The following is an 11,175-nucleotide window of genomic DNA, read 5'->3' on the forward strand; positions in this document are numbered from 1 at the left end:
AAGGGGGCAGAAGAGAACAGGCACCCTAACGCGCCGCACGGGCGGATAGATGTCTGTACTCGACACTCGGCTATCCAGAAGCGCGCATCACTCGGCCAGATGCCGCGCCAGGGCCTTGGCGTAGGCTGGCAAACCTTCGAAGTTCCGCGCGCACAACAGCAACGCCCGGTGCGCCCAGGCCTCCCGCAGCGGGACGCATTGATATGCGGATTCGGGTGGGCGCCGGGCGATGGCCGCTTTCGGCACGATGGCGATACCGGCACCGTGGGCCACCATGCGAATCACCCCATCGAAACCGTCAGCGCGAATGCGGATTTGCATGCGCAGGCCGGTATGCAGCGCCTGCTCTTCGAGGTAGATGGCCAAGGCACTGGAAGCGTTCAGGCCGACATAGTCATGGCTGAGGGTTTCGCTGAAACTCAGCGCTCGGCCGTCAGCCAAGGGATGTCCAGACGGTAGGATCAAGACCAGTGGATCGTCGCGAAACGGCCAGGTCTGAAGGCCATCGGTATCCACCGCGTCGGAAACGATCCCCAAGTCCGCCGCGCCCTGACGCAGCGCATGGGTGATTCGTGAACTGGGCAATTCCTGTAGATCGATATCGAGGTTGGCATGGCCCTTGAGGAAACCGGCCAGCAGTTCGGGCAGGTATTCGGTCATGGCGCTGGTGTTGCATAACAGCCGTACCTGGCCTTTGACGCCCTGGGCGTACTCGGCCAGATCCTGTTGCAAGTGTTCGACGTGTTGCAGCAACACCCGGGCATGTTGCGCCAGGGCCTTGCCGGCCGGCGTGGGGGTGACGCCGCGTCGGCCGCGTTCGAGCAAGCCGATGCCCAGGGACGCCTCCATGGCGCGGATGCGCGCACTGGCCGCTGCCAGGGACAAATGGCTGCGAGCCGCACCGGCAGTGATGTTGCCGGTGTCGAGGATGTTCAGGTAGAGGCGCAGGTCGGTGAGGTCGAAGTGCATGGGCAGGTGATCCTGTGCCGGTTTCCGGGGGACTGATGCATCGCTATCGCGAGCAAGCTCGCTCCCACAGAGGATTGCATTTCAAATGTGGGAGCGGGCTTGCTCGCGAAGGCGGCGGTAGCACCAACAAAATGATCAGCCTCTTGCTCAGGGAGAGGCACCCTCAGTATATGGCAGATTTTCAAACCGCTACCCAACGCGCACGATGGGCCCATGAATACACTCATCGCGTTCTATCAAAACCTCGGCCTGGCCCTTTCCCTGTTGGTCATCGGCACCTTCCTGCTGGCCGGCACCGTCAAGGGGGTGATCGGCCTCGGTCTGCCGACCATTTCCATGGGGTTGCTCGGGCTGGCTATGGCACCAGCGCAGGCTGCGGCGCTGCTGATCATTCCGGCGACCCTGACCAACGTCTGGCAACTGGCTTTTGGCGGCCATCTGCACGCACTGGTCCGGCGCCTGTGGCCGCTGCTGCTGGCGATTTTCATCGGCACCGGCCTCGGTACGCTGTGGATCGGCATGGCGGGAGGGGCCTGGGTGGTGCGGGCCCTGGGCGGGGCGTTGTTGCTGTATGCGCTGAGTGGGTTGCTCTTGCCTACGTTGCGGGTCGGTGCCCATGCAGAGGCCTGGCTGGCCCCGCTCTGCGGAGTGCTCACCGGCATCATCACCTCCGCCACCGGCGTGTTCGTCATTCCGGCGGTGCCCTATCTGCAAGCGCTGGGCTTGAGCAAGGATGAACTGGTGCAAGCCCTGGGCCTGTCATTCACCGTTTCGACACTGGCCCTGGCGGCCGGCCTGCTGTGGCGCGGCGCACTGGGTGGGGGCGAATTGAGTGCTTCAGTGCTGACGCTGGTGCCGGCGTTGCTGGGGATGTGGCTGGGGCAGTGGCTGCGTCAGCGGATCAGCGCCGTGCTGTTCAAGCGGGTATTTTTCATTGGCCTCGGCGTGCTCGGCGGGCATCTGCTGATCAGCGGCTAGCCGAGGACGGACTGAGCATGTCGACGCGGCGGATTTCGAAGTCGCGCTCCAGGTAATCCATGCGTTGCTCAAAGAACTGCTTCATGTGCGGCAGATTCGAATGCACATCCAGATGCGCCTGGGAGGCCCAGATCTCATAGAAGATAAACAGCGTCGGGTCTTGCTGGTCCCGCAGCATGTGATATTCGATGCAGCCGGGCTCGGCGCGGCTTGGCTCGACATAAGCGCGAAACAGCGCTTCGAAGGCGTCGGCTTTTTCCGGACGGGTCTTGGCGTGCAGGATGAATCCGTGCAATTGGCTCATCGGGGCCTCCTGAAATGAAATTCGGCTGAATCCTACGGCAACAATCGAGTGTTGATTCGTGCGTTTTGGTCAAATCAGTTTTGCCGTGTCGGTGCTTATTCCGCGCGATGCCCATCGGTACTCTGCCGTCATCGTTTTCAATCTTTCCATTCGGCAGCCGTTTAACGGCAAACGCCTTGGAACCCGATGAGGCTCCCCATGAAAAAAATCCTGCTGCTCAACGGCGGTAAAAAATTCGCTCATTCCGACGGTCGCTATAACGCGACGCTCCACGAGACTGCCCTCAGCGTTCTGGACCGAGGCGGTCTTGACGTGAAAACCACGTTCATCGACGGCGGCTACGACATCAAGGAAGAGGTCGCCAAGTTCCTTTGGGCCGACGTGATCATTTATCAGATGCCTGGCTGGTGGATGGGCGCGCCGTGGACCGTCAAGAAGTACATCGACGAGGTCTTCACCGAAGGTCACGGCAGCCTCTACGCCAGCGACGGCCGCACCCGCTCCGACGCGTCGCAGAAGTACGGCAGCGGCGGTCTGTTGCAGGGCAAGCAATACATGTTGTCCCTGACCTGGAACGCCCCGCAGCAAGCCTTCGACGACCCCACCGACTTCTTCGAAGCCAAGGGCGTGGACGCGGTGTACTTTCCATTTCACAAAGCCAACCAGTTCCTGGGCATGACCGGCCTGCCGACTTTCCTGTGTGTGGACGTGATGAAACGTCCGAATGTCGAGGCCGATGTGGTGCGCTATGAGCAGCATTTGCGTGAGGTGTTCGGCCTTTCGCGGTAATCCGGCTAGTATCGGGGCCTACCTGAAGACAGTGATGCATCTGTGGCATTGAGTTGCATTTCATGAGAGGACACCTGTGAAAGCCAGATCCGACGAATTGCAGATCTTCGTCTGCGTGATCGAGTGCGGATCCATCTCCGCCGCCGCCGAGCAGGTCGGGCAGACGCCGTCGGCGGTCAGTCGCACCTTGTCGCGCCTGGAGGCCAAGCTCGATACCACGTTGATCAACCGCACTACCCGGCGCATGGACCTGACCGAAGAGGGCAAGTATTTCTTCGAGCAGGCCAAGGGCATCCTCGACCAGATGGACGAGCTGGAAGAACGCTTGTCGTCCCGCCAGAAAAATCCCGCAGGACGCTTGCGGATCAACGCGGCGTCACCGTTCATGCTCCACGCCATCGTCCCGCACATCGAAGAGTTTCGCCGGCTCTACCCGGACATCCAGCTCGAACTCAACAGCAACGACCTGATCATCGATTTGCTGGAGCAAAGCACCGACATCGCCATTCGTATCGGCACCCTCACCGATTCGACGTTGCATGCCCGGTCCCTGGGGTGCAGCCCCTTGCACATCCTGGCCAGCCCGACTTATCTGAAGCAGCACGGCACGCCTTCAAGCGTCGCCGAGCTGGCAGGTCATGCGCTGTTGGGGTTTGCCCAGAACGAGGGGCTCAATCAGTGGCCGCTGCGCCATGTACACGGTGATCGCTGGCCGATCCAAGCGGCCATTAGCGCCTCCAGTGGCGAAACCGTGCGCCACCTGGCGCTGCAAGGACAGGGCATCGCCTGCCTGTCGGATTTCATGACCCGTGACGACATCCAGGCCGGTCGGCTGGAGGTGTTGCTGGCCGACGCCAACAGCGGATACCGCCAGCCGATCAATGCGGTGTACTACCGCAACTCGCAATTGGCGTTGCGGATCCAGTGCTTCCTGGACTTCATCCAGGGCAAGCTCGCCGACTACGCTTCGCGGGAATTCAAGGGCTGATTCGTGACTTCCAGGCAAGAGTGATTTGGGCAATGTGGACTGTTTCGCCAAGGATCGGTCCCCGATACTCGTCCCATCACTGATTTGCCAAGGAGTTCATCCATGAACGTATTCGTCACCGGCGCTGCCGGTTTTATCGGCGGTTCCATCGCCACCGGCCTGGTACGTGCCGGACATCAAGTCACCGGTCTGGTACGCAGTGCCGAACAGGCGGGCGAGCTGACTGCACTGGGCATCAAGCCGGTCATCGGCACCCTCGAAGACAGCAAGCTGCTCACCGAACAGGCACGTGCTGCCGACGCGGTGATCAATGCCGCCAGTAGCGATCATCGTGGTGCGGTAGAGGCCTTGATCGAAGGGCTCAAGGGGTCGAACAAAGTGCTGTTGCACACCAGCGGTTCGAGCATTGTCGGCGATGCTTCGGGCGGTCGCTCCAGCGAGGACATTTACTACGAAGGCAAGCTGCCGCAACCCACCCCCGACAAAGCGGCCCGTGTCGCCATCGACAACCTGGTCCTGGATGCCGCCAAGCAAGGCGTGAACTCGGCGGTGATCTGCAACACCTTGATCTATGGCCACAGCCTGGGCGTGAAGCGTGACAGCGTGCAATTGCCGCGTCTGCTCAAGCAGGCGCGTAAAAGTGGAGTGGTACGGCATGTCGGGCCGGGGCAGAACATCTGGTCCAACGTGCATATCGAGGACGTGGTCGAGTTATACAAACTGGCCCTGACCCATAACCAGCCTGGCACGTTCTACTTCGTCGAAAGCGGCGAGGCTTCGTTCATCGACATGACCACCGCCATGGCCCGAGCACTGCAGCTTGGTGAACCGCAAGATTGGCCGCTGGCCGATGCCGAGGCCGAGTGGGGCTACGAAATGGCCAATTATGGCCTGGGCTCCAACAGCCGCGTGCGGGGTAAAAATGCCCGTGAGTTGCTCGGCTGGACACCGAAGCGGACCTCGGTGGTGGAGTGGATTCTTGCTGAGATGGTGTGAGTGCCATCAAAGCCATCGTAAAACATAGCACCCGTGGGAGCGGGCTTGCTCGCGAAGGCGGTGTGTCAGTCGATAAAAAGGCTGACTGACACGCCGCTTTCGCGAGCAAGCCCGCTCCCACAAGGTCCCATGCGAGCCTGGTACTTTTTCAGTCGTGCTGCTCGCCCGCCCGCTTGAGCATCTGCTTGCAGCGGTCGGACAGGTGATACACCCGCAGATGCTTGCCGGCTTTGCTGTAGCGTTCACGCAAAGTCTTGAGCGCGGCGATGGCCGAGTAATCGACGAAGCTCAGGTGACGGCAGTCCAGTGTCACCTGGGCGGGGTCGTTGGCCGGGTCGAACTGGTTGAGGAACGGCGTCGTCGAGGCGAAGAACAGCGTGCCGTGCAGGCGATAGAGTTTGCTGCCGTCGGCCTCCAGGTGCGTGTCGGCGTACAGCTCCCGGGCCTGTTGCCAGGCGAAGTTGAGCGCCGCAATGACGATACCGCAGAGCACGGCGATGGCCAGGTCGGTGAACACCGTGATGACCGTCACCGCGATGATCACCAGCACATCGTTCACCGGCACTTTGTTGATCACCCGCAGAGAGGCCCAGGCAAACGTCTGCTGCGACACCACGAACATCACCCCCACCAGTGCAGCGAGCGGGATGCGCTCGATCAGTGGCGACAGGAACAACACGAACAGCAACACCATCACCCCGGCCACGACACCCGATAATCGCCCGCGCCCGCCCGAGCTGAGGTTGATCATCGTCTGGCCGATCATGGCGCACCCGCCCATGCCGCCGAACAGCCCGGAGACCATGTTGGCCGCGCCCAGTGCCACGCATTCCCGGTCCGGATAACCGCGGCTTTGGGTGATTTCATCGGTCAGGTTCAGGGTCAGCAGGGTTTCCAGCAGGCCGACCATCGCCATGATCACCGCATAGGGCGCCACGATCTGCAGGGTTTTCAGGTTCCAGGGAATGTCCGGCCAGGCAAAGGCCGGCAAGCCGCCGGCGATGTGGGCCATGTCGCCCAGCGTCCGGGTCGGCAGGCCGAGCAGGTAGACCGCCAGGCCGACGCCGAGGATCGCCACCAGGGCCTGCGGCACGCTACGGGTCAGGCGCGGCAGCAGGTAGACGATGGCCATGGTCAGCGCCACCAGGCCGACCATCAGGTACAGCGGGCCGCCGCTCAGCCAGGTCTGGTCAATCTTGAAATGTTCCAGCTGGGCCAGCGCAATGACAATCGCCAGGCCGTTGACGAAGCCGAGCATCACCGGGTGCGGCACCATCCGCACCAGCTTGCCCAACCGCAACAGCCCGAACGCCAGCATGATCAGCCCGCCCAACAGCACGGTGGCCAGCAGGTACTGCACGCCGTGCTGCACCACCAGCGCGATGATCACCACCGCCATCGAACCCGCCGCGCCCGACACCATGCCCGGGCGTCCGCCGAACAGGGCGGTGAGGGTGCAGAGGATGAAGGCGCCGTACAACCCCATCAGCGGGTTGAGGTGGGCCACCAGGGCGAAGGCGATGCACTCGGGAAGCAAGGCGAAGGACGTGGTGAGGCCGGCGAGGACGTCGGCGCGAAGGCGTGCTGGTTTCATGGTTTACCTGACTGGGCACCGGTTGAGCGTTGGCTGCCGGGACGTGATGCAAAAACAGCTGCGGATGGTACGGAATTGAGTGCGAGGCGGCCAGCCGTTGGTCATTGTGTTGATGAAGTTGGGGCTGCTGCGCAGCCCAGCGGGAGCAAGCTCCCTCGCCACAACGGCAATGAAAGTCTTGCGCTGAATTTTCATCAACGCCGTGTCGCGATGCCCGTCAGCGACATTTCTTGTCTGTGCACGAAAATTACTTTCAGTGTGTTTGAAGATTTTCCGTCGAAATGATTTATGAGTTTCACAACACATCGACGTGACCCCATTCGAGGAGTAACGCATGGCACCCGCTTTCGGTTATTGGTTGTTGGTCTATGCGGCCATCGCCATCATTGCGCTGATCGTTCTGATCGCCCGTTACCGGCTTAATCCGTTCATCGTGATTACGCTGGTGTCCATCGGCCTGGCGTTGCTGGCCGGGATGCCGCCGTCGGGTGTGGTGGGGGCGTACGAGGCGGGTGTCGGCAAGACGCTGGGGCACATCGCGCTGGTGGTCGCCCTGGGGACGATGCTCGGCAAGATGATGGCCGAGTCCGGCGGGGCGGAGCGGATGGCGCAGACGCTGATCGAACGCTTCGGCGAGCGCAACGCCCACTGGGCGATGGTGTGCATCGCCTTTCTGGTCGGGCTGCCGCTGTTCTTCGAAGTCGGGTTTGTATTGCTGGTGCCCATTGCGTTCACTATCGCCCGGCGTGTCGGCGTGTCGATCCTGATGGTGGGGCTGCCGATGGTCGCCGGGCTTTCGGTGGTCCATGCCCTGGTGCCGCCGCATCCGGCGGCGATGCTGGCGGTGCAGGCATTCCAGGCCTCGGTGGGGCAGACCTTGCTGTACGCGATCCTGATCGGCATCCCCACGGCGATCATCGCCGGTCCCCTGTACGCCAAATTCATCGTGCCGCGTATCCAACTGCCGGCCGAAAACCCGCTGGAGCGGCAATTTCTCGACCGCGAGCCGCGCGCCAGGCTGCCGGGTTTCGGCATCACCCTGGGGACTATTCTCCTGCCGGTGGTGCTGATGTTGATCGGCGGCTGGGCCAACCTGATTTCCACTCCCGGCAGCGGTTTCAACCAGTTCCTGTTGTTCATCGGCAACTCGGTGATTGCCTTGCTGCTGGCCACTATCCTCAGCTTCTGGACCCTTGGCCTGGCCCAGGGCTTCAACCGTGAGTCGATCCTCAAGTTCACCAACGAATGCCTGGCACCGACGGCCAGCATCACCTTGTTGGTGGGCGCTGGCGGCGGTTTGAACCGGATCCTGGTGGACGCCGGGGTCACGCAGCAGATTGTCGGCCTGGCCCAGGAGTTCCAACTGTCACCGCTGGTCATGGGTTGGCTGTTCGCTGCACTGATGCGCGTCGCCACGGGTTCGGCCACAGTGGCGATGACCACAGCTTCGGGCATCGTCGCGCCCGTGGCGATCGGCCTGGGTTATCCCCATCCCGAACTGCTGGTGCTGGCCACGGGAGCCGGGTCGGTTATCTTTTCCCACGTCAACGACGGCGGCTTCTGGCTGATCAAGGAATACTTCAATATGACCGTTGCCCAAACCTTCAAGACCTGGACCGTGCTCGAAACGCTGATCTCCGTGGTCGCGTTCGGCCTGACCCTCGGCCTTTCGCGCTTGCTCTGAGCGCAACGCCCTTTCACAGGAGCCGTCATGGACATCCTTTACCAGATCCGCTCCCGCCAGGACTCTTTCAGCGCCGGCGAAGGCAGAATCGCCCGGCTGATGCTCGACGATGTCGGCTTTGCCGCTTCCGCCAGCCTGGATGAACTGGCCCAGCGCGCCGAAGTCAGCAGCGCCACGCTGTCGCGCTTCGCCCGCACTGTCGGTTGCCGCGATCTGCGCGATCTGCGCTTGCAACTGGCCCAGGCCAGCGGTGTCGGCAGCCGTTTTCTTGACCCGGCCGGGGCGCCCGAGCAATCGGCGTTTTATGGACAGATCGTCGGCGATATCGAGGCGACCCTGCGTCAACATCTGTCGGGGTTCGAAGAGTCACGGTTCGGCGATGCCGTGCGGATGCTCGGCAAGGCGCGGATGATTCACGCGTTCGGGCTCGGTGGCTGGTCGGCGTTGTGCGGCGAGGAGTTGCAGGTACGGCTGGTGCGTTTTGGCTACCCGATTGCCGCCTGCCGCGACCCGGTGATGATGCGCATCACCGCCACTTCGTTGAGTGAAGAACATCTGGTCATCGCCTGCTCACTCACCGGCATCACCCCGGAATTGTTGGGCGCGGTTGAGCTGGCCCGCAGCTACGGTGCGCCGATCCTGGCCATCACCCGGGCCGACTCGCCCCTCGCCCGACTGGCCGATGTGGTATTGCCCCTGCAAGGCGCCGAAACCTCGTTCATCTACAAACCCACGGCGGCGCGCTACGGCATGCTGCTGGCCATCGACGTGCTCGCCACCGAACTCGCATTGGCCCACCCCGAAGACAACCAAGAACGCCTGCGGCGGGTCAAGCTCGCCCTGGACGATTACCGCGGCGGTGACGATCACCTGCCGTTGGGAGACTGACATGCAATACGACACCCTTATTCGCAACGCGCGGGTCATTGATGGCCGCGATACCCCCGGCTACAACGCCGATGTAGGGATTCGCGACGGGCGCATCGAGCGCATCGGCGACCTGGGCGATGCCCGGGCGATTGAAGAAATCGACGCCGCTGGCCGCGTGCTAGCGCCGGGCTTCATCGATGTGCACACCCACGACGACACCGTGGTCATCCGCCAACCACAGATGCTGCCCAAGCTTAGCCAGGGGGTGACCACGGTCATCGTCGGCAATTGCGGCATCAGCGCTGCACCCGTCAGCCTGCGCGGCGATCCGCCGGACCCGATGAACCTGCTCGGCACCGCCCAGGCATTCGCCTACCCACGCTTCGATGATTATCGAGCAGCGGTGGAAGCGGCCATGCCTGCCGTCAACGTCGCTGCCTTGGTGGGCCACACGGCCCTGCGCAGCAACCACATGGAGGATTTGTTGCGCACCGCCAGCGTGGGAGAAATCGCGGCGATGCGTGAGCAACTGCGCGAAAGCCTGGAGGCCGGGGCGCTCGGCTTGTCCACCGGCCTGGCCTACGCCAATGCTTTTTCCGCCTCCACCGACGAAGTCATGCAACTGACCGAAGAATTGAGTGCGTTCGGTGCGGTCTACACCACCCACCTGCGCAGCGAATTCGAACCGGTGCTCGAGGCCATGGACGAGGCGTTCCAGATTGGCCGTCATGCCCAGAGCCCGGTGATTATTTCCCACCTCAAGTGCGCGGGTGCCGGTAACTGGGGACGCAGTCCGCAGGTGCTGGCGGCGTTGGAAAACGCCGCAAAAACCCATCCTGTCGGCTGTGATTGCTATCCCTACGCGGCAAGCTCCTCGACGCTGGATCTCAGGCAAGTGACCGATGCCCATCGCATCACCATCACCTGGTCGACACCCCATCCGGATATGGGCGGTCGCGACCTCGCCGATATAGCCCACGAATGGGACGTCTCGTTACTGGACGCCGCACGTCGTCTGCAACCGGCCGGCGCGGTGTACTACGGCATGGACGAAGGCGACGTAAGACGAATCCTCGCCCATCCGCTTTCCATGGTCGGCTCCGACGGTTTACCCGAAGACCCGTTCCCCCATCCGCGCTTGTGGGGCGCTTTCCCGCGGGTGCTGGGACATTTCAGTCGTGACGTCGGGCTTTTTCCGCTGCACACCGCTGTGCACAAGATGACCGGCTTGTCGGCGGCGCGCTTCGGCCTGAAGGACCGTGGTGAAATTCGTGAAGGGCACTGGGCGGACCTGGTGTTGTTCAACCCGCAAACCATTCGCGACGTTGCCGACTTCAACGCGCCACAACGGGCGGCCGAAGGCATCGACGGCGTGTGGGTCAACGGTATCCAGAGCTATCGCGATGGCCAGGCGAACGGGCGCAGGCAAGGGCGTTTCCTGGCGCGGCAAGGGGATCTTCGCCTTGGCTTCGGTTCGTCGCGCGGTGCTTGAGAAAAGATACGCAAAGTCAGCTATTTTTTGAACGGTGTCTCAGTGGTGGCACTGCGATATTAAAGAAGCCGAGGCCAAGGCCGAAGCAATGGGTTCAACCCGCCTAAACTGGGTCTTTTCAGTCAGGGAGTCACCCATGAGCTTCGGTAAAACCACTCCGATCCTGCGGATCTTCGATGAAGCCAAGGCATTGGCGTTTTATGTCGACTTCCTGGGCTTCACCGTTGACTGGCAACATCGCTTCGGTGACGACTTCCCGCTGTACCTGCAAGTCTCCCGTGGCGATTGCGTGTTGCATCTGTCCGAACACCATGGCGACTGCACGCCGGGCTCGGCGCTGCGGATCGAGACCGATGAGTTGGAAACCTTCCAGGCGCAATTGCTGGCCAAGCAATACCCCTTTGCCCGGCCGCAGATCCAGGCCATGCCCTGGGGAAGCCAGGACATGACGGTGGTCGATCCGTTCGGCAATCGCCTGGTGTTCACCAATGCGATCAGTCTTTGACTGACA

11 protein-coding genes are annotated in these 11,175 nt (G+C 62.2%); 8 read left to right on the forward strand and 3 right to left on the reverse strand.

What is annotated here, in order from left to right:
• Nucleotides 1-87: 87 nt before the first annotated feature.
• Entirely contained in the window at nucleotides 88-969 is an 882-nt protein-coding gene (locus CD58_RS03480; protein ID WP_025211683.1) for a LysR substrate-binding domain-containing protein, read from the reverse strand.
• 213 nt (nucleotides 970-1,182) lie between these two features.
• On the opposite strand from CD58_RS03480, the gene CD58_RS03485 reads away from it, so the two are divergent.
• Nucleotides 1,183-1,947 carry a sulfite exporter TauE/SafE family protein gene (locus CD58_RS03485; RefSeq protein WP_025211684.1) on the forward strand — a complete coding sequence of 255 codons (765 nt, stop codon included), beginning with the start codon at nucleotides 1,183-1,185 and terminating at the stop codon, nucleotides 1,945-1,947.
• On the opposite strand, the gene CD58_RS03490 is transcribed toward CD58_RS03485, so the two are convergent.
• Nucleotides 1,937-2,251, reverse strand: coding sequence for a putative quinol monooxygenase (locus tag CD58_RS03490; protein WP_025211685.1), 315 nt, complete (start codon nucleotides 2,249-2,251; stop codon nucleotides 1,937-1,939). The genes CD58_RS03485 and CD58_RS03490 overlap by 11 nt on opposite strands.
• A 198-nt stretch (nucleotides 2,252-2,449) precedes the next feature.
• On the opposite strand from CD58_RS03490, the gene CD58_RS03495 reads away from it, so the two are divergent.
• The 3 genes from CD58_RS03495 (at nucleotide 2,450) to CD58_RS03505 (ending at nucleotide 5,024) form a co-directional block, all read left to right on the forward strand.
• A complete protein-coding gene (locus tag CD58_RS03495; RefSeq protein WP_025211686.1) occupies nucleotides 2,450-3,040 on the forward strand; it encodes an NAD(P)H-dependent oxidoreductase in 591 nt (196 codons plus the stop codon).
• A 76-nt stretch (nucleotides 3,041-3,116) separates the two neighbouring features.
• Nucleotides 3,117-4,028 (forward strand): LysR family transcriptional regulator, encoded by a 912-nt coding sequence (locus CD58_RS03500; protein ID WP_025211687.1) that lies wholly within the window; start codon nucleotides 3,117-3,119, stop codon nucleotides 4,026-4,028.
• Nucleotides 4,029-4,130: 102 nt separating this feature from the next.
• On the forward strand, nucleotides 4,131-5,024 hold the full coding sequence (locus tag CD58_RS03505; protein WP_025211688.1) for an NAD-dependent epimerase/dehydratase family protein: 894 nt from the start codon (nucleotides 4,131-4,133) through the stop codon (nucleotides 5,022-5,024).
• A gap of 148 nt (nucleotides 5,025-5,172) precedes the next feature.
• On the opposite strand, the gene CD58_RS03510 is transcribed toward CD58_RS03505, so the two are convergent.
• Nucleotides 5,173-6,618 (reverse strand): SulP family inorganic anion transporter, encoded by a 1,446-nt coding sequence (locus tag CD58_RS03510; protein ID WP_025211689.1) that lies wholly within the window; start codon nucleotides 6,616-6,618, stop codon nucleotides 5,173-5,175.
• Nucleotides 6,619-6,952: 334 nt separating this feature from the next.
• Here CD58_RS03510 and CD58_RS03515 point away from each other — a divergent pair, with 334 nt between their 5' ends.
• The 4 genes from CD58_RS03515 (at nucleotide 6,953) to CD58_RS03530 (ending at nucleotide 11,169) form a co-directional block, all read left to right on the forward strand.
• Nucleotides 6,953-8,302, forward strand: a complete 1,350-nt coding sequence (locus tag CD58_RS03515; protein ID WP_025211690.1) for a gluconate:H+ symporter — start codon at nucleotides 6,953-6,955, stop codon at nucleotides 8,300-8,302.
• Between the two features lie 27 nt (nucleotides 8,303-8,329).
• A complete protein-coding gene (locus CD58_RS03520) occupies nucleotides 8,330-9,190 on the forward strand; it encodes a MurR/RpiR family transcriptional regulator (RefSeq protein ID WP_025211691.1) in 861 nt (286 codons plus the stop codon).
• 1 nt (nucleotide 9,191) lies between these two features.
• Complete coding sequence (locus CD58_RS03525) at nucleotides 9,192-10,664, forward strand: N-acyl-D-amino-acid deacylase family protein (RefSeq protein WP_025211692.1); 1,473 nt, start codon at nucleotides 9,192-9,194, stop codon at nucleotides 10,662-10,664.
• 136 nt (nucleotides 10,665-10,800) lie between these two features.
• Complete coding sequence (locus CD58_RS03530; RefSeq protein ID WP_025211693.1) at nucleotides 10,801-11,169, forward strand: glyoxalase superfamily protein; 369 nt, start codon at nucleotides 10,801-10,803, stop codon at nucleotides 11,167-11,169.
• Nucleotides 11,170-11,175 lie beyond the last annotated feature (6 nt).

Source organism: Pseudomonas brassicacearum (assembly GCF_000585995.1).
In the GTDB taxonomy this organism is placed as follows: domain Bacteria; phylum Pseudomonadota; class Gammaproteobacteria; order Pseudomonadales; family Pseudomonadaceae; genus Aquipseudomonas; species Aquipseudomonas brassicacearum_A.

What these genes read in the sequence shown, in the direction of transcription:
- CD58_RS03480 (WP_025211683.1), bottom strand. Translation starts at nt 969, where the DNA reads ATGCACTTCGACCTCACCGACCTGCGCCTCTACCTGAACATCCTCGAC.
- CD58_RS03530 (WP_025211693.1), top strand. Translation starts at nt 10,801, where the DNA reads ATGAGCTTCGGTAAAACCACTCCGATCCTGCGGATCTTCGATGAAGCC.
- CD58_RS03525 (WP_025211692.1), top strand. Translation starts at nt 9,192, where the DNA reads ATGCAATACGACACCCTTATTCGCAACGCGCGGGTCATTGATGGCCGC.
- CD58_RS03505 (WP_025211688.1), top strand. Translation starts at nt 4,131, where the DNA reads ATGAACGTATTCGTCACCGGCGCTGCCGGTTTTATCGGCGGTTCCATC.
- CD58_RS03510 (WP_025211689.1), bottom strand. Translation starts at nt 6,618, where the DNA reads ATGAAACCAGCACGCCTTCGCGCCGACGTCCTCGCCGGCCTCACCACG.
- CD58_RS03485 (WP_025211684.1), top strand. Translation starts at nt 1,183, where the DNA reads ATGAATACACTCATCGCGTTCTATCAAAACCTCGGCCTGGCCCTTTCC.
- CD58_RS03520 (WP_025211691.1), top strand. Translation starts at nt 8,330, where the DNA reads ATGGACATCCTTTACCAGATCCGCTCCCGCCAGGACTCTTTCAGCGCC.
- CD58_RS03515 (WP_025211690.1), top strand. Translation starts at nt 6,953, where the DNA reads ATGGCACCCGCTTTCGGTTATTGGTTGTTGGTCTATGCGGCCATCGCC.
- CD58_RS03495 (WP_025211686.1), top strand. Translation starts at nt 2,450, where the DNA reads ATGAAAAAAATCCTGCTGCTCAACGGCGGTAAAAAATTCGCTCATTCC.
- CD58_RS03490 (WP_025211685.1), bottom strand. Translation starts at nt 2,251, where the DNA reads ATGAGCCAATTGCACGGATTCATCCTGCACGCCAAGACCCGTCCGGAA.